Source organism: Aquimixticola soesokkakensis, assembly GCF_900172375.1.
In the GTDB taxonomy this organism is placed as follows: Bacteria; Pseudomonadota; Alphaproteobacteria; order Rhodobacterales; family Rhodobacteraceae; genus Aquimixticola; species Aquimixticola soesokkakensis.
In genome coordinates this window covers 138883-159844 of record NZ_FWFS01000003.1, presented here as the reverse complement: position 1 = coordinate 159844, position 20962 = coordinate 138883, and the positions used below count along the sequence as shown (strand labels likewise).

Below are 20962 nucleotides of genomic sequence, written 5' to 3'. Positions count from 1 at the left end.
CGCTCACGCTATCGCGGAGCGCGTGCCCTCGCAATGGGGCGTGAGGGCGCTGAGCGGTTGCGCCGCCGACGCCTTGGCCCTAGCCTGCGCGCAACGCATCGGGGCAAGGTGAGGACGGGCGATGGCCGACAACGGCGGGCGGATCACGCTTTGGGGAATCGAGGTCTTTGTTGCCGTGGCCGAGGAGCGCTCGATCACGGCGGCAGCGCGCCGTCTGGGGGCGTCGCCCTCGTCGGTGAGCCAGCAGATTTCCAATCTCGAGACGGCGATGGGGGCCGAATTGATGCACCGCCGCGAGCGGCCTATTCCGCTGACCCCTGCGGGCGACGTGTTGATGCGGCGTGCGCAAATCATCCTGGGCGAAGCGGCGCAGGTACGTGCCGAGCTGGCCGAACTCGACCCCACCCAGCTTTCCCAGCTGCGCCTTGGCATGATCGAGGATTTCGACGCCTCCGTCACACCCGCCCTGCTGTCCTCGATGGCCGGCGCGCTCAAATCCACGCAGTTCCAGTTGGAAACCGGCCCGTCGCATCGCCTGCTGGACCGGCTGGACACGCGGCTTCTGGATGTGGTGGTGGCGGCGGATATGGGGGCGGTGCCAAGCTGGATGGAGCGCGCGCCGCTGCTGGACGATCCTTTTGTCGCCGTGGTGCCCAAGGGGTTTGTGGCGGCAGGTGAGCCGCTTGATCCCCAGGCGCTGCGCCGCTTGCCCTTGATCCAATACACCCAACGCCATGTGATGGGGCGCGTGATCGCGAGCCATCTCGAAGCGCAGGATGTGGCCCTGTCGCACCGCTTCGAGCTGGACAGCTATCGTGCCATTCTGGCGATGGTGGCGGGCGGTGCGGGCTGGACGATCCTGTCGGCGCTGGGCGTGGATCACGCGCACCGGTTTTTGGACCGCATCGAGGTGCTGGCCCTGCCTTTTGCGCCGCTCAAGCGCACGATTTCGCTGGGGGTGCGCCGCGACGGGCTGGCCGAAACCGGCGCACGGATTGCCGCCGATCTGCGCCCCTTGCTGCAAGAACTTGTGGTCGCGCCCAATGTTGCGCGCCACCCGTTTCTCGCGGGCGCGCTCAGGGTTCTTTAAACGGCAAAGTTCTTTAAACGGCAAACGCCGCCCCCGAAGGCGCGGCGATGGTGCAAACTGCCCGGCGTTTATTCGGCTGCGGTGGCGCAATCGAGGGGCTTGACCGAGGCGGCCGCCTCCAGCAGCGCCTGTGCGACCACATCGCATTCCGCGCGCGTCAGGCGGGCGGGCAGGCGGGTGTCGCAGGCCTTCATCAGCATGGCGCGGGTCCGGGGCAGATCGGGGATCTCACCGATGAACTGCCAGTTCCAAAAGGCGCGGGCATTGTCCTCGCTCAGGCCGAAAATCTGCACCTTGATGCCGCGCTCTTTGGCGGCTCGGGCAAAGGCGCGGGCTTCGTCTTCGTTGAAATCGACAAGGTTGAATTGCAGGCTGTCGGGCGCGCGCAATTCCGCATCGAGCTTGTCGGGCACGTGCAAATGCGCGCAGGTGGCAAGGCGTGCCGCCACATAGTCGTGGTTTGCCCGCCCGTCGCGCACACGGCGTGGCACTTCGGCAAGCTGGGGGCGGATGACGGCCGCCGAGAGGTTGCCAAGGCGGGTGTTGTAGAGCGGCAGTTTGTTTTGCCATGCGGCAAAGCGGTCGCTCAGCATCGGGTGCTTTTTCCACATATGTTCATAGGCACCCGACATGATCACCGCGCGGGCAAAGATGTCTTCATCGTCGGTGATCAAGATGCCGCCCTCGCCGGAGTTGAGCATCTTGTAGGACTGGAAGGAAAAACAGCCGATCTTGCCCAGAGTGCCGATCTTGCGGCCATGCCATGTGGTGCCAAGGGAATGGGCGGCATCCTCGATCAGGGGCAGGCCGCGCGCTTCGCAGGCGGCGATGATCGCATCCATATCCGAGGTGTGGCCGCGCATGTGCGAAATCATCACCGCATCCGCGCCCTCGAGTTTGGCCTCGAAATCCGCCAGATCAATGCGGTAATTGTCGCCGCATTCCACCAGAACCGGCGTGCAATCGGCATGGACAATCGAGGAGGGCACCGCGCCAAAGGTGAAGGCGGGGATCAGGACGCGCGCCCCGCGCGGCAGGTCCAGCGCCTTGAGCGTGAGGAACAGGGCGGCGGAACAGGAGGCCACGGCAAGCGCGTATTTCGCGCCCATCATCGCGGCAAATTCCTGTTCCAACAACGCCACAGGTGAGTTGTCGGACGTATAGCGGAACAAATCGCCGCTCGTGATCAGCCGCTCCAGTTCAGCGCGGGCGGCTTGGGGGATCGGTTCGGCGTCATAAACGCTGGGCGCGGCGGCGTTTTGCGATGCGAGGGCCATACTGTTCACCTTTTCCGAAAACATGTTTCGGGAAAAGCGTATGACCTGCAAATGTAAAATACCAATGACATTTTTGCGGATCGGCGTGATTTTGCGCGAAAACCGTTGCGAATGCGCGCCGGTGGGGGCGTCAATGGTGTCCGTTGGGGGGGCTGTCGCGCGCCTTTCGCTCCCTCACGCCCCCTTGTCGCGCCTGCGCGCAGCGGCTAGCGTCTGCCTGTCTCTAACCATCGGTGCTCCATGAAAATCGGCATTCTTCAATGCGGCCACACGCCCGAGGCGGTTGCCCGTCTGCACGGCGATTTCGACGTCATGTTTCAAACTCTTTTTGCAGGCGAAGCCTTTGATTGGCAGGTCTTCAACATTGTCGATATGGACTTTCCCAGCGGGCCCGAGGCGGCGGATGCCTGGCTTTTGACCGGCTCGCGCCACGGGGCCTACGAGGATCATGCCTTCATTCCCCCGCTCGAACAGCTGATCCGTGACATTCACGCCAGCGGCAAGCGGATGCTGGGGATCTGTTTCGGCCATCAGATCGTCGCGCAGGCGCTGGGCGGGCGGGTCGAAAAATTCGCGGGCGGATGGTCGGTCGGGCGCACGGCCTATGAGTTCGAGGGGCTGGGGGAGGTGCAGTTGAACGCGTGGCACCAGGATCAGGTGGTGGCTTTGCCGCAGGGCGCGCGGGTGATTGGCCGCAATGACTTTTGTGCCAATGCGGCGCTGGTCTATGGCGACAGCATCCTGACCGTGCAGGCGCATCCCGAATTTTCCACGGCCATCATCGGCGATTATCTGGCCGCGCGCGGCGACGATCCCGCCTATCCAGAGGCGATCATCACGGCGGCCCGCGCCACGCAGGACGCCCCCGTGGATGGTGACAAAATCGCGCAACTGATGGCGCAATTCCTGACACAGGAAAGGGCTCCCGCATGAGTGACTTTATCGAAAAACTTCCCGAAGATGCCCGCCTTTGGCTTGAGGGCAAACGTCTGGACGAGGTCGAATGTATCGTGCCGGACCTGTCGGGCATCGCGCGCGGCAAGGCAATGCCTGCATCGAAATTTGCGCATCAGGCGCATTTCTACCTGCCCAACTCGATCTTTCTTCAGACCATCAACGGCGATTGGTGTCAGGCGGCGGATGCCGAATTCACCGAACCGGATATGGTGCTGAAACCCGATTTCACAACCGCCTCTGCCGCGCCCTGGACGGCGGATTGGACGCTTCAGGTGATCCACGATGTGTTTGACCAGAAGGGCGAACCTGTGCCCGTCGCGCCGCGCAACGTGTTGAAACGGGTCGTGGAATTGTACCGCAGCCACGGGTGGGACCCGATCGTGGCACCGGAGATGGAATTCTTTCTGGTGGCGCGCAACACCGACCCCAACCAGCCGATCGAGCCGCCCATCGGGCGTTCGGGGCGTCGCGCCGCCGCGCGTCAGGCCTATTCCATGTCGGCGGTCGATGAATACGGCAAGGTGATCGACGATATCTATGACTTTGCCGAAGCGCAGGGCCTCGAAATCGACGGTATCTTGCAAGAGGGCGGGGCAGGGCAGATCGAAATGAACCTGCGCCATGGTGACCCGGTCAAACTGGCCGATGAAATCTTTTATTTCAAACGCCTGATCCGCGAAGCGGCTCTGCGCCACGATTGTTTTGCCACCTTCATGGCCAAGCCGATCCAGGACGAGCCGGGATCGGCGATGCATATCCACCACTCGGTGGTCTCGCTGGAAACAGGGCGCAATATTTTCTCCGACGAGGATGGCAACGAAACGCCGGAATTCATGCATTTCATCGCCGGATTGCAAAACCACATGGCCTCGGCCATCGCGGTCATCGCGCCCTATGTGAACAGCTATCGCCGCTACGTGCGCGATTTTGCCGCGCCCATCAACCTTGAGTGGGGCCGCGACAACCGCACCACAGGGCTGCGCGTGCCTGTGTCGCCGCCCGAAGCGCGCCGCGTGGAAAACCGCCTGCCGGGGATGGATGTGAACCCCTACCTCGGGATCGCGGCCTCTCTGGCCTGCGGCTATCTGGGGTTGATGGAGAAAAGCGATCCGCGCCCGCCCTGTGTCGGGGATGCCTACAACCAGTCCGAAGGGATTTCCGAAAGCCTCGGCGTCGCACTGGACGTGTTCGAGGAAGCGGATGCGTTGCGCGGCGTGCTGGGCGAGGAATTCTGCAAGGTCTATGAAATCGTCAAACGCACGGAAAATGCCGCCTTCCTGCAAGTCATCAGCCCGTGGGAGCGCGAGCATTTGCTCTTGAACGTGTGATGGCCACGCTTTTGTTTTCCAACGACAAGCGGGCGACCTATCCGCCGTCCTCCTATGCGGCCGGGGCCAGTTTCCTGCCCGAACAGCCGCCTTTGCGCGGCGAGGCGCGCGCGGATGTCTGCGTGATCGGCGCGGGCTACACGGGGCTGTCGGCGGCGCTGCATCTGGCGCAACGCGGGTTCCGTGTCACCGTCCTCGAAGCGCATCGTATCGGCTTTGGGGCCTCTGGGCGCAACGGGGGGCAGGTCGGATCAGGATATAACAAAGACCAGAAATGGTTGGAAAAAACGCTGGGCGCATCAAAGGCGCGGCTTTTGTGGGACATGGCAGAGGAGGCAAAGGCCCTGACGCGTGACCTTGCAACTGCCCATGCCCCCGATGCCTTTCTGTCGCACGGCGTGGCCCATGCCCATTGGCACGCGCGCGATGTGGGGGCCGATCATGCCTATGCCGACTATCTTGCCGGCCACTATGGCTATGACAAGCTCGAGCGGCTCGATGCGCGCGCGATGCAGCACCTTATCGGCAGCCCCAGGTATCAAGGTGGCACGCTCGATCACGGGGCTGCGCATCTTGATCCGCTGGCCTATTGCCTCGGGCTGGGGCGCGCGGCGCTTGGCGCAGGGGTCACGATCTGCGAACGCAGCACCGCCTATCACATCACGCAGGGCAAACAGGTCACGGTCCAGACCGAGCAGGGGCGGATCAAGGCCGACCATTTGATCCTCGCGGCGGGGGGCTATCTTGGGCCCGACCTGTCGATGCAGGTCGCCACGCGCGTGATGCCCATCAACAATTTTATCGCCACAACCGTGCCGCTGGGGGATCAGGCCCAAGATATCCTGCGCCAGAATATCGCCGTGGCCGACGACAAATTCGTCGTTCACTACTTCCGCCTCGATCACAAGCAGCGCCTCGTATTCGGGGGGGGCGAAAGCTACGGCTACCGCTATCCCAAAGACATCGACAGCCGCGTGCGCAAACATCTGGCGGCGGTTTTTCCCCAGCTTGCGGATGTCGCTTTCGACCATGCCTGGGGCGGTACGCTGTCGGTCACGATGAACCGCATGCCCTATCTTGCACGGCTCGCGCCCAATGTGTTGAGTGCATCGGGCTATTCGGGGCATGGGGTGGCGCTGGCGGGCCTGTCAGGGCGTTTGATGGCCGAAGCCATCACCGCCCAAGCCGAGCGCTTTGATCTACTGGCCAGCCTGCCCGCGCGCGCCTTTCCCGGCGGTCCCATGGCGCGCCAGCCTTTGCTCGCCCTCGGGATGACATGGTATTCCCTTCGCGACAAATTGGGTTTCTAGCGGCGCGGCCATAGGGGCCCAAAGGGAAGACCGCGCCTCAGACGGTGTCGAGATACAGTTCGACCTGTTCGTCCGGCGTCAGTTCCTGATAGTCGCGCAGCTCCTGTCGCTTGGTCAGCGTGAGGTTGCGGATCATCTCGTCGGGCAAAATGCGGCGCATGATCTCGGAGGTTTCGAACATCGCCAAGGCCGTGCCCCAATCGCCCGGCATTTCCGGCAGGGGTTGGGTGTAGGCATTGCCGGTAATGGGGGGCGGGGCGGCGAGATTGTCCTCGATCCCCGTCAGGGCCGCGCCCAAAACGCCCGCAATCATCAGATAGGGGTTCACATCCCCCCCCGACACACGGTGTTCAATCCGGCGGGCTTTATGCGAACCACCCGGAACGCGCACAGCGGCGGTGCGGTTGTCATAGGCCCAGCAAATACGCGTCGGCGCATGGGCGCCGGGCACAAGCCGGTCGTAGCTGTTGCCATGGGGGGCGAACAACAGGGTGCTATCGGGGATCGCGCGCAAGCAGCCCGCAATCGCCGAGCGCATCAGATCCGATCCTTTGGCCGTTCCATCGTCAAAGACGTTCACACCATCGCGGTCGAGCATCGAAAAATGCATATGCATCCCGTTGCCCGCATATTCCTCATAGGGTTTGGCCATGAAACTGGCGGCAAAGCCGTATTTGCGCGCGAGGCCTTTGACCAAGACCTTGAAAAGCCACGTATCATCGGCGGCTTTCATGGCGTCATCCGAATGCATCAGGTTGATTTCGAATTGTCCCAGACCGGCTTCGGAAATGGCCGTATCTGCGGGAATATCCATTTCTTCGCAGTAATCGTAGAGATCGGTGAAGAAGTTATCAAAAGCATCCAGCGCGCGTAGGGCCAGCGTTTCCGCACCGGGGCGGCGCTTGCCGGAGCGTTCGGATTTGGGCACGCGCAGCACTTTGGTGCTGTCGTCGATCAGGTAGAATTCCAACTCGGTCGCGACAACCGGCGTAAGGCCACGGGCAGTGTAGCGCTCCATGACCTGTGCCAGCGCCTGGCGCGGATCGCCGTCAAACCGGCTTCCGTCCTCGCGGTACATCCAGACCGGCAACAGGGCGGTGGGGGCGTTCAGCCAGGGCATGGGAATGAACCCGCGTTCGGTGGGGCGCAACACGCCGTCCTGGTCGCCACTATCAAGCACCAGCGGGCTGTCCTCGATGTCCTCGCCCCAAATGTCGAGGTTCAGCACGGACAGCGGAAAGCGCGTGCCTTCCTGTTCCACCTTGCCGGCGAAACGGCGCGCGATGCGTTTGCCGCGCGGCTGACCGTTGAGGTCGGCGGCCGCGACGCGGATGGTGCGCACTTGGGGGTGTTGGGCGAGCCAGCTATCTGGCGCAAGATCGGGCGGAATATCGGAAGTTGTCATCTGATCACCTTTGGCCGCACCCTGAGGCGCGTGCGGCTCTGTTGTGGAAGGTGGCGGTTCAGACGGCGGTTCACAAGCCCGAAAACGCCGATGATGCACAGGGTGACCAGAATGAAAAATCCGGCAGCGACAGGGTAGGCCACAAAGGGGTTGAAGGTGCGTTCGGCAAAATAGGACGCGTAATACAGCGCATCGCCTTTTTGCTGCCATGCCGGAAAGCCGGAGAAAAACACCAGCGCCGTGGCGTGGAACAGGAAAATCGCCTCATTCGTGTAGGCAGGCCAGGCAAGGCGTAGCGTTGTGGGCCAGGTGATGCGTCGAAACCGTGCCCAACCGGTGATCCCATAGGCATCTGCGGCCTCCAGATCGCCCTTGGGCACCGCGCGCATCGCGCCGTAAAAAATCTCGGCCGAATAGGCGGAGGTGTTGAGGATCAACACGATCAACGCCCCGAGCCACGCACGGGTGAAATTGCCCGTGGGCAGATGCAGCCCCAAAAGATTGATCCCGTCACGCGGCAGCATCACGAATAATTCGTAGGCGAGGAAAAACTGGATGAACAGCGGCGAGCCGCGAAACAGGAAAATGAACCATTGCGCGGGTTTACGCACAAGCGGGCTGGGGGCGCCTTTGGCAAAGGCAAGCCCGTTGGCAAACATGAATCCCACCAGCAGCGCCAGAACCGCAAAATAGAGGTTCCACAACATGCCAGAGCCGATCAGCACAACCTGATCGCACAGGGTGATATCGACTTTGGGCAGGCCGCGCGGACCGATGCCGATGGCGCGCAGCGCGTAGGTCATAAAGGTTTCGGCGCAGCTCATGTGTCACGCCCCATCTGCGCGCCCAAAGCGGTGGCCTGACCACGCGACAGGCGGCGGGTGAGGCGCCCCAGAACCCGTTCGGAGAGGCCCGTCAGCGCGAGGTAAAACACCAAAAGACCCAGAAAATACCACAGCCGCCAGTCGGGGTGGGGGTAGCTGTATTGCGAGGTTTTCGCCCCCCCCAGTTCGCGCGCCCAGTAGACGATGTCCTCAACGCCCAGAAGGAACAACAAGGGGGAGGCCTTGATCAGGATCAGCCACAAATTTCCAAGGCCGGGCAGAGCATAGATCCACATTTGCGGCACCATGATCCGCCAGAATGATTTGCGCGGCGTCAGCCCGTAAGCGGCGGCGGTTTCCATTTGCGCATGAGGGACCGCGTTCATCGCCCCCGACAGCACATTGGCGGCAAAGGCACCAAACACCACCGCAAAGGCGAGCACGGCCAGAAAGAATCCGTAGGTTTCATGCACCCATTGCGGATCGGAATTGAGCGGCAGTTTGGCGGCCTGACAGACGATGAAATCCGCGCCTTGGCGGATCGGTTCGTCCCAATCGGGGCATTTGACCTTATGGCGCAGCCACTCGAAACCCTGATCGAGGGCGAGCGGCACGAAAAGGAAGAAAATGATATCCGGCACGCCGCGCACCATGGCGGTGTAGAGCTTGCCAAAGGCGCGCAGCGGGGCAAAGCGGGCCCGCGCCGCCATCGCGCCCCCAAAGCCGAAGGCAAGGGCAACGGGGGCGGTGATCACAAGCAGTGCCAGCACCGTTCCAAAGGAACGATAGAACAGCATATGCTTGCCCGTTGTCAGGTAACAGGCAAGCCAGGCAAGGCCTTGAAGGCTATCGGGGTCGGCACAATTTGCGAACATGAGCAGGATGGCGGGAGCACAGGCCCCCGCCGTCTGGCTTTAGTAGGTCGTGACCGCATCACCGAAATATTCGACCAGCAGCGCGTTGAGCGAGCCGTCTTCTTTCATCGAGGTGATGGCCGCGTTGAATTTTTCCTTCAACTCGGTGTCGCTTTCGCGCAGGCCGATGCCGATGCCGCCGCCCAAGGGCACGCCTTCGCCAACCCAGACGAAATCCTGCTCTTCGACGAAGGGCACAAGCGCGTCGCTATCGGCAAACACCGCATCCGCTTCGCCGTTTTTCACGGCGGAAATCGTGTCGTCCAGCGTGGCAAATTCGACCAGCTCGGCCGCGGTGCCAGCAACATAGCCCGCCTGGATTGTGCCGGTTTGCGCCGCAACAACGCCGGTTTCGACATCGACGCTGTCAGACAAAGCTGCATAGGCGGATTCGGTGGGCGGGTAGTAATCCTGGGTGAAATCGATGGTTTTGTCGCGCTCGTCCGTGATGGACATGCCCGCGATGATCGTGTCGTAGTTGCCCGAAAGCAGGTTGGGAATGATGCTGTCCCAATCGTTGGTCACCCATTCGCAGGTCAACTCGGCCCGCGCGCACAGCGCGTCGCCCAGTTTGCGCTCGAACCCGTCAACTTCGCCGTCGTCATTGATAAAGTTGTACGGAGGGTAAGCGCCCTCGGTGCCCATACGCACAACATCTTGGGCAAAGGCCCCGCTGGCAAACAAAGCGGCGGCAGCGGTGGTCAGGATCAAGGTCTTCATTGGGGTCTCCCGTTGGAAATTATAGGTTTTTCAAGCCCTTAATGGGCCATTGTTGTGCCGAGAAAGCCTTTGAGCCTCTCGGATGCGGGGGTGCCGAACAGCGCGTCCGGCGGCCCTTGTTCTTCGATCAGCCCCTGGTGCAGGAACACCACATGGTCGGAAATATCGGCAGCCATTTTCATGTCATGGGTCACGATCAACATCGTCCGCCCCTCATCGGCAAGCGATTTTATGACTTTGATCACCTCTTGCTCCAGCTCGGGGTCGAGCGCGGAGGTCGGTTCGTCAAACAGCAGGGCGCGCGGCTCCATGCACAGCGCCCGCGCGATGGCGGCGCGTTGCTGTTGCCCGCCCGAAAGCTGAGCGGGGTACATGTCGCATTTGTCACCAATTCCCACGCGGTCCAGATAGCCACGGGCCGCCGCTTCGACATCGCTGCGCGCCCGGCCCAGGACGCTGACGGGGGCTTCCATCACGTTTTCCAGAATGGTCATATGCGCCCAGAGATTGAACTGTTGAAACACCATCGACAGGTTCGTGCGAATCCGCATCACCTGTTTGGCGCTTGCGGGGCGGCGGGCAAGGCCGCTGCCCTTCCAGCTGACCGCTTCCCCTTCGAAAAACACATCGCCCGACTGGCTGAGTTCCAACAGGTTGGCACAGCGCAGCAGGGTGGATTTTCCCGAACCCGACGAGCCGATCAGCGAAATCACATGCCCCCGCGGCGCGCTAAGCGAGACGCCTTTGAGCACCTCGAGCGAACCGTAGGATTTATGCAGGTCGCGGATCTCGATCACCGGCGTTGCGGGATCGGATTGGGGCGTCTGGACTGGATTTGATCGTTTGGTAAACATGGCGTCAAATTTGCGCCAATTTGCCTCGATAATGCAATGATCTTTGGCAGGGTGACGTTGGGAAATGCCACTAATATGGGCAAATGTTCGCAGCGAAGGCAGGCTGCGGCACTGGCCGGGGCAAAGATTGCCCGCAAGTCCCCACCCAAGACGCGCTCTGTGCGGGCAAAGCCCCTAGCTGCGCGCGGCCTCGACCCTTTGGCGTGCCAAGGCAGAATCGCGATCATTCACACCAAGCAAATTGGACACCAGCCGCAACAGCGCGTCTTCTTCCTCATCGCGCACGCCATCCGCCAGCACCACATCCCAGAGCGCTTCGATCACGCCTTCGCGGGCCTCGTAGGGCACCGCATCCTTGATCGCGCGGGTAAAGCGCACCGTGTCGGGGGCCTCGGATTCAAGCTGCTCGGCCTGCGCGCGCAGGTTGGTCGCCTCCTGCGGCCCAAGCCCGTAGCGCCCGGCGATGACACGGTCGATGCGGCGTGCCTCATCGGCGTCATAGCTGCCATCGGCCCGCGCGACACGCACCAACAAGGCCGTAAGCGCGATGCGCGCATCAGGATCGGGAAGCCGCTGCGGTTCGGGCTGGATGAGGCGGGTGAGAAAATCAGCAAACATGGCGCTTATATAACGCGAGCCTGTCTGCGGGGAAAGGCCGCACACAGGCTCGTGAGCGTCAGTATTTGGACGGCACGTAGAGCTCGGGCGGCAAAACCGCGCGCTCGTAGTCCTTGTTGTACACGCGTTCGGGCAGCTGGATGTCCTCGTGGGGCACGTCCTCATAGGGCATCAAGGACAACAAATGGGCCATGCAGTTAAGGCGGGCGCGTTTTTTGTCGTTCCCCGGAACGATGTACCAAGGGGCTTCGGGGATATTGGTGCGCGCCAGCATTTCCTCTTTCGCGATGGTGTATTGTTCCCAGCGCACGCGGCTTTGCAGATCCATCGGCGACAATTTCCACTGTTTCATCGGGTCGTGGATGCGCATCAAAAAGCGCATCTGCTGTTCTTCATCGGTGACGGAGAACCAGTATTTCACCAGTCGCACGCCCGAGCGGGCCAGCATCCGTTCGAATTCGGGCACATCGTTGAAAAAGGCTTCGACCTGCGTTTCATCGGCAAACCCCATGACGCGTTCGACACCGGCGCGATTGTACCAGGAACGATCAAACAGCACCATTTCGCCCGCGGCGGGCAGGTGGCTGACGTAGCGCTGGAAATACCACTGGGTCTTTTCGCGATCATTGGGCGCGGGCAGGGCGACGACGCGGGCGACACGGGGATTCAGACGCTGGGTGATGCGCTTGATCACCCCGCCTTTGCCCGCCGAATCGCGGCCCTCAAACAGGACCACGACTTTCTGGCCCGTCGATTGCACCCAGTCCTGCAGTTTGATCAGTTCCGATTGCAGTGAAAGCAGGGCGCGGAAATATTCCGGGCGCGGGATCGTGTCGGGATGGGCCTTTTGGTAGATTTTCTTGATCTGCATGGACAGGACAGCGTCCTCCAGTTCGATCTCGTAATCCTCGTCAAGCGTATCTTTCAGCTCGGCGTCCAGCCAGTCTTCGCCCCCCGATTGTTCGGCGGTCAGGGCGTCGGGAAGGCCGTCGAGCGGGGTATTGGAATCGGTCATCGGCATGTCTCCTGCGGTTGCGCCGCTTTGATCATGCCAATGTAACAGAAACCTAAAATCTTAATGGGTGAGAATGGGGATCAGCGAGAAAACCAGCAGCCCTGCCATTGTCCAGTTGAAGGTCGCAAGGCGGCGGGCGTTGGTCAGCAACAGGCGCAATTTGGTGCCGGCAATGGTCCAGAGCGAAATCAGCGGGAAGGAAACCAGCCCGAAGGCCGCGGCAACCCAAAGTGCTGATTGCCACGTTGCATCCGGGGCATAGGCGGCGATTGCGGTCAGGCCCATGGCCCATGCCTTGGGGTTGACCCATTGGAAACTGACGGCTGTCAGAAAGCGCATGGGGCGGGCGGAGGGGCCTTTGTCCTTGGGGGCGCTGGCATGGGCGATCTTCCATGCGAGCCAGAGCATATAGATCAGCGCCAGCCCCTTGAGCACGGTGTGAAGCTGCGGCCAGCGCGTGAACACCTCGCCCAGCCCAAGGCCGATCAGCGCAACCATGGTGGTAAAGCCGATGGTGACGCCCGCCATATGCGGCAAGCTGCGCCGGTAGCCGAAATTCGCGCCCGAGGCCATGAGCATCAGGTTGTTCGGGCCGGGGGTGATCGTGGACACGAAGGTGAAGGTCAAAAGCGCAAAGGCGAGAGCGTAGGTCATGGAACGGCTTTCTGGAGACGCAGTTTGCGCTTGTTATCGGGGCTTTTTATCGGAACGCGTTATCGGGCGATGACAGTGAGTGCCTGACAGTGCAGCCTGTCGTCGGATCACGCAATTCTACGCGGAGGTTTGCGCAATTTGGTTGCAATTTTCAGGGGTATGCGTGAATATTTGCAACAAATGACGAAAATTGATGAAATTGACCGAAAGATATTGCGACATCTGTCCCGCGACGGGCGCCAATCGAATCTGGACCTGGCGGCGCAGGTGGGATTGTCGCCCTCTGCGACCTCGCGCCGTGTGCAGGATCTGGAACGGCGCGGGGTGATTGCGGGCTATCGGGCGCGTTTGAACCGCGATGTGATGGGACAAGGATTTGTGGCCTATCTGACCGTCGGTCTGGCGCTGCATACCAAAGAGGCCCAGGAAGGCTTCGAGCGGGCCATGCGCGCCGCCCCCGAAGTCCGAGAATGTCACAATGTGACCGGCGCATTCGAGTATATCATGCGGGTCGAGACGGCCGATCTGGCGGCGTATAAGGCGTTTCATACGGATCGTCTCGGCACGCTGCCGCATGTGAATTCTATCACCAGCTACATCGTTATGGGGAGCCCCAAGGACGAGCGCGCGTAGCGGTCTGCTGAATGCAAAAGCGGCGCAACGGGGGAACCGTCGCGCCGTTTTGGGTATTTTTATCCGAAAGAAGCCGCATGTCGCGTTTTAGACGAGGCGGGAATTTTCCTTGGCGGCGCGCACAAAATCCTTGAACAGCGGGTGCGGGTCGAAGGGTTTGGATTTCAGTTCGGGGTGGAACTGCACGCCGATGTACCAGGGGTGATCCACGGCTTCGACGATTTCGGGCAGGCGTCCATCGGGGGACATGCCGGAGAATTTCAGGCCGTGGGCCTCGAGTTGATCGCGGTATTTGGTATCGACTTCGTAGCGGTGGCGGTGGCGTTCTTCGATGGTGGTTGTGCCGTAGATCTGCGCCACGCGCGAGCCTTCGGTGAGGCTGGCGTTATAGGCGCCCAAGCGCATGGTGCCGCCTTTGTCGTCCCCCGCTTTGCGGCGCACGGTCTGGCTGCCCTGAACCCATTCCTTGAGGTGGTAGACGACGGGTTCGAAGCGGCTTTTGCCCGCTTCATGGTCGAATTCTTCGGAGCCTGCGGTTTTGATGCCCGCGAGGTTGCGGGCGGCTTCGATCACCGCCATCTGCATGCCCAGACAAATGCCCAGATAGGGGATGTTTTGCGTGCGGGCGAAATGGGCCGCTTTGATTTTACCTTCTGTGCCGCGCTCGCCAAAGCCGCCCGGAACGAGAATCGCATCATAGCCTTCGAGGTAGGGCGCGGGATCTTCGCGCTCGAAGACTTCGGCGTCCACCCATTCGACATTGACCTTCACGCGGTTGGCCATGCCGCCGTGGGTCAGGGCCTCGGCGATGGATTTATACGCGTCTTCGAGTTGGACGTATTTGCCCACGATGGCGATGCGCACGTCGCCTTCGGGGTTGAACACGCGGTCCGCCACATCGTGCCAGACGTCGAGGTTGGGTTTGGGGGCAGGGGCAATGCCGAAGGCGTCCAGAACCGCCTGATCGAGGCCTTCGCGGTGGTAGGCCAGCGGGGCTTCGTAGATGGATTTGAGGTCGGGGGCGGCGATGACGTCCTCTTTGCGGACATTGCAGAAAAGGGCGATTTTTTCGCGCTCTTTTTCAGGGATAGGGCGCTCGGAGCGGCAGACCAGCACATCCGGTTGCAAGCCGATGGAGCGCAGTTCCTTGACCGAGTGTTGGGTCGGTTTGGTCTTCAACTCGCCCGATGCGGTCACATAGGGCAGCAGGGTGAGGTGCATGAAAATGCATTCGCCGCGCGGTTTGTCTTGGGCGAACTGGCGGATGGCCTCGAAGAAGGGCAGGCCTTCGATGTCGCCAACCGTGCCCCCGATTTCGCAGAGCATGAAGTCGACCTCATCGTCGCCGATGTTGATGAAGTCTTTGATTTCGTTGGTTACATGCGGGATGACCTGAATGGTTTTGCCCAGATAGTCGCCGCGGCGTTCTTTTTCGAGGACATTGGAATAGACGCGCCCCGAGGAAATCGAATCCGTCATCCGCGCGGCAACGCCGGTGAAACGCTCGTAGTGGCCAAGGTCGAGGTCGGTTTCCGCCCCGTCATCGGTCACAAAGACTTCGCCGTGTTCGAAGGGCGACATCGTGCCGGGGTCGACGTTGAGATAGGGGTCGAGTTTGCGCAGGCGGACCGAATAGCCGCGCGCTTGCAACAGCGCGCCCAGAGCGGCAGAGGCAAGCCCCTTGCCGAGAGAGGAAACCACCCCGCCGGTGATAAATACGTAACGTGCCATATGCGGTGATCTCCCGTGATCTGTTCGGTCAAACGTCTGAGCGCTGCGCCTTCGAAACCGGTTCAAAAAACGCATTACCACGGGATTTATGATCTAACAGATTCGGCTGTCCCGCACAACCAAACCTCAACATGTCGCGGAAGTATCCTCCCGCGACTGCCATTTCTTGTGGTAGGTCGTAAGTTACTCGGCGCGCGGAGGCGTCAGCGGGTCAACGGCCGGTGCTGTTGGCGTTGCAGCAGAGGGCGGCAGAAGGTCGCTGCCCAGCGGGCTGGTGCCATCCGTGGCCGGGGCTTCAATGGCGATTCCGTCAACCACAGAGGAGGTCGAGGCCTCGCGGCGGGCCAGAACGGTGAGGGTCAGCGAGGTGCCGATAAAGCAGATTGCAAGGATCCAGGTCATTTTCGACAGGGCACTTGCAACGCCGCGGCTGGACACGGCCCCGCCGTCACCGCCGCCCATGCCCAGACCACCGCCTTCCGAGCGCTGAAGCAGCACAACGCCCATGAGGCCGAGTGCGAGGATCAGATGGATGACGAGGATGACATTTTGCATGGGTCGGGCCTGCCGTTTGGTTCGATGCGGTTCTCTATGGAAAATGCGCGCGGCTCGCAACCCCTGACGGGGGATTGAGCGCAAGGTTTGGGAATTTTTCCGCCCAGGCGGGGCCAGCGGCGGTGCGAGAGGCGGGGTTGGCCCCTTGCATCCTGTCGCGCGGGGTGCTCATGCTGCCCCCATGACACAGATGCCTACACCCGCCACACTTCACATCCGCTCCGCAACCCCTTCCGATGCGCAGAGCATTGCCGAGGTGCAGGTTGCCTCCTGGCAAACCACCTATGCCCGACTTCTTCCGCGCGCGCTGATCGAGGCGATGACGACGGGGGACCGTGCGCAGGCCTGGACCAAAATTCTGACGACTTTTGACGAGGGCGGGCTTGGCGCTGGCTATCTGTGCGAGGCGGCGGGCAAGCCTGTCGGCTTCGCGACGATGGGGCCACAGCGGGATTCGGAACTGGAGGCTTTGGGGTTTTCGGCGGAATTGACGTCGATCTACCTGCTTGAGGATATGCAGCGTCAGGGAATCGGTCGCGTGATGATGGCGCAGCTGGCGCAGGCCGCCAAAGCGCGCGGTCACGACAGCCTTGCGGTCTGGGTGATCGAAGGCAACCAGGTGGCGCGCGATTTTTATGCGGCCCTTGGCGGTGTGCTTGTGCATCAGCGGTTCAACCCCGAAGAACCCGATGCGGTGGGCGAAGTGGCCTATGGCTGGCGCGACCTATCGGCGCTTGAACGTCGGGTGACCTCCTAAAGGCGCAGGACACAGCGCAAGAATGCCGCAGCAGGCGGCGCACTTTCCGGTTTCCTGCCCGCGCGCCTGTCGTTATACGGGCTTCGGTTTGACGCCAGAAATTCGAGGAGACTCAGTATGGCCAACGTCGTCGTCGTCGGCGCCCAATGGGGTGACGAAGGAAAAGGCAAGATCGTGGACTGGTTGTCCGAACGCGCCGATGTCATCGCGCGCTTTCAGGGCGGACATAACGCAGGCCATACGTTGGTCATCGACGGCAAGGTGTACAAGCTGCATGCGCTGCCATCGGGTGTCGTGCGCGGTGGCAAATTGTCGGTCATCGGCAACGGGGTTGTTCTTGATCCGTGGCACCTGTTGAACGAAATCGCGACCATCCGCGAGCAAGGCGTTGAAATTACGCCGGAAACCTTGATGATCGCTGAAAACACGCCGCTCATTCTGCCGATTCACGGCGAACTTGACCGCGCGCGCGAGGAAGCGGCGACCAAGGGCACCAAAATCGGCACCACGGGGCGCGGCATCGGCCCGTGCTATGAGGATAAGGTCGGACGCCGCGCCATCCGCGTGATGGATCTGGCCGATCCCGACACGCTGGCCGCGCGCGTCGATCGTGCCTTGCAGCACCACAATCCGCTGCGCAAAGGCCTTGGGTTCGAGGAAGTCGACCGTGAGGCGCTGATCGCGCAACTCAAGGAAATCGCACCGAAAATCCTGCCCTTTGCCGGTCCGGTCTGGAAGGTGTTGAACGAAAAACGCAAGGCGGGCAAACGCATCCTGTTCGAAGGGGCGCAGGGCGCGCTTCTGGATATCGATTTCGGCACCTATCCGTTCGTGACCTCCTCCAACGTGATTGCCGGTCAGGCGGCGACGGGCGTCGGCATCGGTCCGGGCTCCATCGACTACGTTCTGGGCATCGTCAAAGCCTATACGACCCGCGTCGGGGAAGGTCCGTTCCCGACCGAATTGCTTGATGCAGACGGTCAGCGGCTGGGCGAGCGCGGCCATGAATTCGGCACCACCACAGGGCGCAAGCGGCGCTGCGGCTGGTTCGATGCGGCCCTTTTGCGCCAAACCTGCGCGACCTCGGGGATGAATGGCATCTGCCTGACCAAACTTGACGTTCTGGACGGGTTCGAGACGCTGAAGATCTGCGTCGGGTACGAATTGGACGGCGAGACGCTGGATTACCTGCCGACCGCTGCCGAAGCGCAGGCGCGCTGCACGCCCATCTACGAAGAAGTCGAAGGCTGGTCCGAAAGCACCGAAGGCGCGCGCAGCTGGAACGATCTGCCCGCCAACGCGGTGAAATACGTCCGCCACATCGAAGAGCTGATCGGCTGCCCCGTGGCGCTGGTGTCGACCTCGCCCGAGCGCGAAGACACCATCCTCGTCACCGATCCGTTTTCCGACTGATGGCGCTGTCCTACAAGGGACGGCGGCGGCTGGCGATGCTGGCTCTCGTGGTGGGCTTGCCCGCCTATATCGTCGCTTGTGTGACGGTTGTAAATCTGGCCGAGCGCGCTTTGGGGCGTCCCTCGATCCTGTTGGAATTCGTGATTTATGCCGCCTTGGGGGTGGCTTGGGCCTTTCCGCTCAAGTCGGTGTTCCAAGGGGTCGGCGGCGCTGATCCCGATGCCGAACCGCCCGTCTATCTGGACGACGCGGTGCGCGAAGCCGACAAGCTGCGCGAAAAATACGAGATCAAGAAATAGGAAAAGGCCCGCCAGCGCGCGGGCCTTTTTCGTTTCCTGTCCTGTGCGCCTTGCCTGTGCGGGGCGCGATAAAAAAGGGCGCCCCCAAGGGGACGCCCAGTTGCCTGATATTGCAAGGCTCGGGGGCGATCACTCGCCCGCAAGCTCCGATCCAAAGCGCGAGCCATGGGCCAGAATGAACTGACCGGGCGCTTGTTTTTGAATGCGGTTCTGGCGCAACAAAGTGCCAAAACTTTTGAGACCTTCCTCACGTGTGAACCCGCCGTCGATCACTTCGCTGACCTGTTTGAGCACCTGCGGGCGCGACACATGCGGGCGGCCCTCGACAAGCGCGGAATAGGCCACAGCGGCCTCAAGCATATCCGTCAGCGAGCTGGCCCCGAGGTCATCGGCGTAATCGGCAAAGGACGTGGTTTCGGTGAAGATATTGTCACCTGTGTCCTGTGCCTCGACGGGCTGCGGGGCCTGCGTGCCCACCCGACGCGGACGCACGGGCGCTTGGGGGGCTTTGGTTTCGGTCGTGTCGATGCGCTGTTCGGACACCAGCATCAGCGGCGCGAGACGGCGCTCGGGCATGCCTTGCGGGCGTTCGGTGCGCCGCGCGGCGGGACGCGCAGGGCGCACGACACGCGCGAGATCCTCGCGGTAGACTTCGGCCTCGTCGGGATTGGTTTCCTTCTCGCCATCCTCTTGTTTCGCGCGGGTTGCGGCCACGGCCGCCTTGAGGTGCTGGATCGCGTTGCGGCGACGTTTGCCATCCTCAAGGTCCAGTTCGCGGTCGGTGGTTTGCAGCAGCCGGTCCACCGTCTCGTCGCCGCGCGTGACCTGTTCGAGCACCGCGCGACCTTCGTTCTCTGCCTTGGCAGTCTCGGCCTTGGCACGCGATCCGTCGGCGTCCGGCGCGGGCGCTTCAGTCGCCGTGCCCGTGGCTTGGGCAATGGCCGCTTGCAGCGCTGCGCTGCTGGTTTGCTCATCGGCCTCATCCAGATCTTCTGCGGCCAGATCCTCTGCATCGAGGTCTTTTGCCGTTTGGGTCCTGCCCTTTTGTGCAACAGGCTCCTCATCCGTGGCCACCGCTGCAAGTTCGCGCAACAGGTCCGCTTCGGCGTCATCGTCGAGCGAGGAGGCCCCGAGTTCTTCACTCAGGCGCGCCGCCAGCGATTCATCCTTTGCCCCATCCGCTGACGCGGCTGTTTCTGGCGCGCCCGATTCATCGGAGGCCTGCGCAAGGGCGGCAACCGCGTTGATCTGCGCGGCCGCATCATCGTCAGAGACGCGCGGGGTATCGACATCCGCACGGCGCATTTTGATCACACGGGCGCGGGCGCGGCGTGTCGGCTCGACAGGTTCGGGCTGCGCGGAGAGGGCGGTGTCCGCGTCCTCCTCGGTTGTGTCCTCGGTCGGGTCATCGGTGGTTTCGTTCTCGTCTGTCGCTTTCTCGACGGTCGCGGGCGCGTCCTGTGCGCTTGGCGCCGCGCTCATCGCGGATGTTACGGCGTCGAGGGCCGTGTCGCTGTCCGCATCGGCCTCTGTGGCGTCATCACCGCTCGTGTCGATCCCCTCGGCAGGGTCTGCCTGTGCCAGATCCTCAGACGCATCGTCCGCTTGCGGGGTCTGGGGCGCGGGATCGACCAGACGCGCGGCCTTCATCACCGCGTTGATGTCGAGGTCTTCAACCGTCTCATCCGCTGTGTCGGCGGCGTCGAGAGTGTTGTGCCCCTGCGCGGTCGCTGTTGCGGGGGCGATATCGGCCAGCTTGTCGTCTTCGGCATGTTGGTCTTCGGTATAGTCTTCGCCCGACACCACGGCCCGGATGCGCGAAAGTTTTTCGGCAATCGAGGCAGAGGGCGCCGCGGCGCTCGGGGCCGCCGGTGCAGCGGGGGCTTTGGCGCGTGCTTTGGCCGCGGCCTCATCGCGTGCTTTGCGCATGGCCTCTTCGGCCATCGCTTTGGCCTGCTTTTGTGCATGTTCCTGCGCGTCTTGTTCTGCTTCGGCCTGTGCCAGACGTTTGGCCCGCCGCTTGGCGCGCATCTGGGCCTGATGATCGGCCTCCTCTTCGGCCTGGCGTGCCAGACGGTCCACCGCATCCTCCTGGGCGGGCGCACTCCGATCCTGAGGCGTCTCTTGCGCAACCGGTGCAGAATCAGGGGTCAAGGGCGCGTTCAGCGGGGATTGGCGGGGCTGGGCCGCTTGCTTTGGAGCGGCTTGCGTTGGGGCGGCTTGCGTTGGGGGGGCGGATTTGGCCGTATGCATGGCCGCCGAGGTGATCGACAGCGCCGAGGTCGCAGGATAGGCGGTCGTTGCATAGGGCGCAGGGCCCGTCGCAGGGGCGTCCGCACTTTGGCGCAGAACCACGCCGTTTTCCTCGACGCGCGCTTCAACGCGGCGCTGGATTTCCTTTTCTGCGATCCGGTGCAACATATCGGCATCCGGTGTCGGCGGCTCCGCGCCAAAATAGCGGTCGTCCGCTGCAAGATCGCGGAAATACTCCGCAATCGAGCGCATGGTGGAGAAGGGGTCGTCAAAGCCTTCTAGCGTACAGGAGAACGTCCCGTACGAAACTGTTAGGATCTTGTTGTCGCTAACCATAGCCGTTACTCACTTTCTC

20 protein-coding genes are annotated in these 20962 nt (G+C 62.1%); 8 read left to right on the top strand and 12 right to left on the bottom strand.

Annotation, left to right across the window (positions count from 1 at the left end; all coding sequences use genetic code 11):
• Positions 1–121 precede the first annotated feature (121 nt).
• The gene (locus AQS8620_RS05190) at positions 122–1090 is read left to right on the top strand and encodes a LysR family transcriptional regulator (RefSeq protein WP_085835786.1); all 969 of its coding nucleotides are present in this window, start codon (positions 122–124) and stop codon (positions 1088–1090) included.
• Between the two features lie 68 nt (positions 1091–1158).
• Here the strand turns inward: AQS8620_RS05190 and AQS8620_RS05185 are convergent, their stop codons facing one another.
• Positions 1159–2367, bottom strand: coding sequence for a DegT/DnrJ/EryC1/StrS family aminotransferase (locus tag AQS8620_RS05185; RefSeq protein WP_085835899.1), 1209 nt, complete (start codon positions 2365–2367; stop codon positions 1159–1161).
• A 240-nt stretch (positions 2368–2607) separates the two neighbouring features.
• Between AQS8620_RS05185 and AQS8620_RS05180 the strand changes: the two genes are divergently transcribed.
• Genes AQS8620_RS05180 through AQS8620_RS05170 form a run of 3 tightly spaced genes read left to right on the top strand, consistent with a single transcriptional unit; the run spans position 2608 to position 5962 of the window.
• Complete coding sequence (locus AQS8620_RS05180; RefSeq protein WP_085835785.1) at positions 2608–3300, top strand: type 1 glutamine amidotransferase; 693 nt, start codon at positions 2608–2610, stop codon at positions 3298–3300.
• The gene (locus AQS8620_RS05175; protein ID WP_085835784.1) at positions 3297–4652 is read left to right on the top strand and encodes a glutamine synthetase family protein; all 1356 of its coding nucleotides are present in this window, start codon (positions 3297–3299) and stop codon (positions 4650–4652) included. Before AQS8620_RS05180 ends, AQS8620_RS05175 begins: the two co-directional genes overlap by 4 nt.
• Positions 4652–5962, top strand: a complete 1311-nt coding sequence (locus AQS8620_RS05170) for an NAD(P)/FAD-dependent oxidoreductase (protein ID WP_085835783.1) — start codon at positions 4652–4654, stop codon at positions 5960–5962. The genes AQS8620_RS05175 and AQS8620_RS05170 overlap by 1 nt, the downstream gene beginning before the upstream one ends.
• Positions 5963–5999: 37 nt before the next feature.
• On the opposite strand, the gene AQS8620_RS05165 is transcribed toward AQS8620_RS05170, so the two are convergent.
• From AQS8620_RS05165 to AQS8620_RS05130, 8 genes are all read right to left on the bottom strand, one after another.
• Complete coding sequence (locus AQS8620_RS05165) at positions 6000–7367, bottom strand: glutamine synthetase family protein (RefSeq protein WP_085835782.1); 1368 nt, start codon at positions 7365–7367, stop codon at positions 6000–6002.
• A complete protein-coding gene (locus AQS8620_RS05160) occupies positions 7364–8191 on the bottom strand; it encodes an ABC transporter permease (protein ID WP_085835781.1) in 828 nt (275 codons plus the stop codon). Before AQS8620_RS05160 ends, AQS8620_RS05165 begins: the two co-directional genes overlap by 4 nt.
• The gene (locus tag AQS8620_RS05155) at positions 8188–9066 is read right to left on the bottom strand and encodes an ABC transporter permease (RefSeq protein ID WP_085835780.1); all 879 of its coding nucleotides are present in this window, start codon (positions 9064–9066) and stop codon (positions 8188–8190) included. The genes AQS8620_RS05160 and AQS8620_RS05155 overlap by 4 nt, the downstream gene beginning before the upstream one ends.
• Before the next feature lie 39 nt (positions 9067–9105).
• Positions 9106–9825: a transporter substrate-binding domain-containing protein gene (locus tag AQS8620_RS05150; protein WP_085835779.1), complete on the bottom strand. Its 720-nt coding sequence runs from the start codon at positions 9823–9825 to the stop codon at positions 9106–9108.
• 38 nt (positions 9826–9863) lie between these two features.
• The gene (locus AQS8620_RS05145; RefSeq protein WP_085835778.1) at positions 9864–10679 is read right to left on the bottom strand and encodes an ABC transporter ATP-binding protein; all 816 of its coding nucleotides are present in this window, start codon (positions 10677–10679) and stop codon (positions 9864–9866) included.
• 174 nt (positions 10680–10853) lie between these two features.
• The gene (locus tag AQS8620_RS05140) at positions 10854–11297 is read right to left on the bottom strand and encodes a tellurite resistance TerB family protein (protein WP_085835777.1); all 444 of its coding nucleotides are present in this window, start codon (positions 11295–11297) and stop codon (positions 10854–10856) included.
• A 58-nt stretch (positions 11298–11355) separates the two neighbouring features.
• Entirely contained in the window at positions 11356–12312 is a 957-nt protein-coding gene (ppk2, locus tag AQS8620_RS05135; RefSeq protein WP_085835898.1) for a polyphosphate kinase 2, read from the bottom strand.
• Positions 12313–12372: 60 nt separating this feature from the next.
• Positions 12373–12966, bottom strand: coding sequence for a LysE family translocator (locus AQS8620_RS05130; RefSeq protein WP_085835776.1), 594 nt, complete (start codon positions 12964–12966; stop codon positions 12373–12375).
• A 180-nt stretch (positions 12967–13146) separates the two neighbouring features.
• Here AQS8620_RS05130 and AQS8620_RS05125 point away from each other — a divergent pair, with 180 nt between their 5' ends.
• Positions 13147–13599, top strand: a complete 453-nt coding sequence (locus tag AQS8620_RS05125; RefSeq protein ID WP_085835897.1) for an Lrp/AsnC family transcriptional regulator — start codon at positions 13147–13149, stop codon at positions 13597–13599.
• An 87-nt stretch (positions 13600–13686) separates the two neighbouring features.
• Here AQS8620_RS05125 and pyrG read toward each other — a convergent pair whose 3' ends face one another.
• Together pyrG and secG are read right to left on the bottom strand one after the other, a co-directional pair.
• Positions 13687–15330, bottom strand: coding sequence for a CTP synthase (gene pyrG / locus AQS8620_RS05120; protein WP_085835775.1), 1644 nt, complete (start codon positions 15328–15330; stop codon positions 13687–13689).
• A 183-nt stretch (positions 15331–15513) separates the two neighbouring features.
• On the bottom strand, positions 15514–15885 hold the full coding sequence (gene secG / locus AQS8620_RS05115) for a preprotein translocase subunit SecG (RefSeq protein ID WP_085835774.1): 372 nt from the start codon (positions 15883–15885) through the stop codon (positions 15514–15516).
• A gap of 181 nt (positions 15886–16066) precedes the next feature.
• On the opposite strand from secG, the gene AQS8620_RS05110 reads away from it, so the two are divergent.
• From AQS8620_RS05110 to AQS8620_RS05100, 3 genes are all read left to right on the top strand, one after another.
• On the top strand, positions 16067–16642 hold the full coding sequence (locus AQS8620_RS05110; RefSeq protein WP_085835773.1) for a GNAT family N-acetyltransferase: 576 nt from the start codon (positions 16067–16069) through the stop codon (positions 16640–16642).
• Positions 16643–16759: 117 nt separating this feature from the next.
• Entirely contained in the window at positions 16760–18055 is a 1296-nt protein-coding gene (locus tag AQS8620_RS05105) for an adenylosuccinate synthase (protein ID WP_085835772.1), read from the top strand.
• Positions 18055–18354: a DUF2842 domain-containing protein gene (locus tag AQS8620_RS05100; RefSeq protein WP_085835771.1), complete on the top strand. Its 300-nt coding sequence runs from the start codon at positions 18055–18057 to the stop codon at positions 18352–18354. Before AQS8620_RS05105 ends, AQS8620_RS05100 begins: the two co-directional genes overlap by 1 nt.
• Before the next feature lie 129 nt (positions 18355–18483).
• Here the strand turns inward: AQS8620_RS05100 and AQS8620_RS05095 are convergent, their stop codons facing one another.
• Complete coding sequence (locus AQS8620_RS05095; protein WP_143267424.1) at positions 18484–20943, bottom strand: hypothetical protein; 2460 nt, start codon at positions 20941–20943, stop codon at positions 18484–18486.
• Positions 20944–20962: the final 19 nt, after the last annotated feature.

Bases quoted from the DNA above. Each gene is read 5' to 3' on its own strand.
- secG (WP_085835774.1), bottom strand. From the start codon at position 15,885: ATGCAAAATGTCATCCTCGTCATCCATCTGATCCTCGCACTCGGCCTC.
- AQS8620_RS05130 (WP_085835776.1), bottom strand. From the start codon at position 12,966: ATGACCTACGCTCTCGCCTTTGCGCTTTTGACCTTCACCTTCGTGTCC.
- ppk2 (WP_085835898.1), bottom strand. From the start codon at position 12,312: ATGACCGATTCCAATACCCCGCTCGACGGCCTTCCCGACGCCCTGACC.
- AQS8620_RS05175 (WP_085835784.1), top strand. From the start codon at position 3,297: ATGAGTGACTTTATCGAAAAACTTCCCGAAGATGCCCGCCTTTGGCTT.
- AQS8620_RS05170 (WP_085835783.1), top strand. From the start codon at position 4,652: ATGGCCACGCTTTTGTTTTCCAACGACAAGCGGGCGACCTATCCGCCG.
- AQS8620_RS05180 (WP_085835785.1), top strand. From the start codon at position 2,608: ATGAAAATCGGCATTCTTCAATGCGGCCACACGCCCGAGGCGGTTGCC.
- AQS8620_RS05110 (WP_085835773.1), top strand. From the start codon at position 16,067: ATGACACAGATGCCTACACCCGCCACACTTCACATCCGCTCCGCAACC.
- AQS8620_RS05165 (WP_085835782.1), bottom strand. From the start codon at position 7,367: ATGACAACTTCCGATATTCCGCCCGATCTTGCGCCAGATAGCTGGCTC.
- AQS8620_RS05140 (WP_085835777.1), bottom strand. From the start codon at position 11,297: ATGTTTGCTGATTTTCTCACCCGCCTCATCCAGCCCGAACCGCAGCGG.
- AQS8620_RS05190 (WP_085835786.1), top strand. From the start codon at position 122: ATGGCCGACAACGGCGGGCGGATCACGCTTTGGGGAATCGAGGTCTTT.
- AQS8620_RS05095 (WP_143267424.1), bottom strand. From the start codon at position 20,943: ATGGTTAGCGACAACAAGATCCTAACAGTTTCGTACGGGACGTTCTCC.
- AQS8620_RS05150 (WP_085835779.1), bottom strand. From the start codon at position 9,825: ATGAAGACCTTGATCCTGACCACCGCTGCCGCCGCTTTGTTTGCCAGC.
- AQS8620_RS05185 (WP_085835899.1), bottom strand. From the start codon at position 2,367: ATGGCCCTCGCATCGCAAAACGCCGCCGCGCCCAGCGTTTATGACGCC.
- AQS8620_RS05155 (WP_085835780.1), bottom strand. From the start codon at position 9,066: ATGTTCGCAAATTGTGCCGACCCCGATAGCCTTCAAGGCCTTGCCTGG.
- AQS8620_RS05125 (WP_085835897.1), top strand. From the start codon at position 13,147: ATGACGAAAATTGATGAAATTGACCGAAAGATATTGCGACATCTGTCC.
- pyrG (WP_085835775.1), bottom strand. From the start codon at position 15,330: ATGGCACGTTACGTATTTATCACCGGCGGGGTGGTTTCCTCTCTCGGC.
- AQS8620_RS05100 (WP_085835771.1), top strand. From the start codon at position 18,055: ATGGCGCTGTCCTACAAGGGACGGCGGCGGCTGGCGATGCTGGCTCTC.
- AQS8620_RS05145 (WP_085835778.1), bottom strand. From the start codon at position 10,679: ATGTTTACCAAACGATCAAATCCAGTCCAGACGCCCCAATCCGATCCC.
- AQS8620_RS05160 (WP_085835781.1), bottom strand. From the start codon at position 8,191: ATGAGCTGCGCCGAAACCTTTATGACCTACGCGCTGCGCGCCATCGGC.
- AQS8620_RS05105 (WP_085835772.1), top strand. From the start codon at position 16,760: ATGGCCAACGTCGTCGTCGTCGGCGCCCAATGGGGTGACGAAGGAAAA.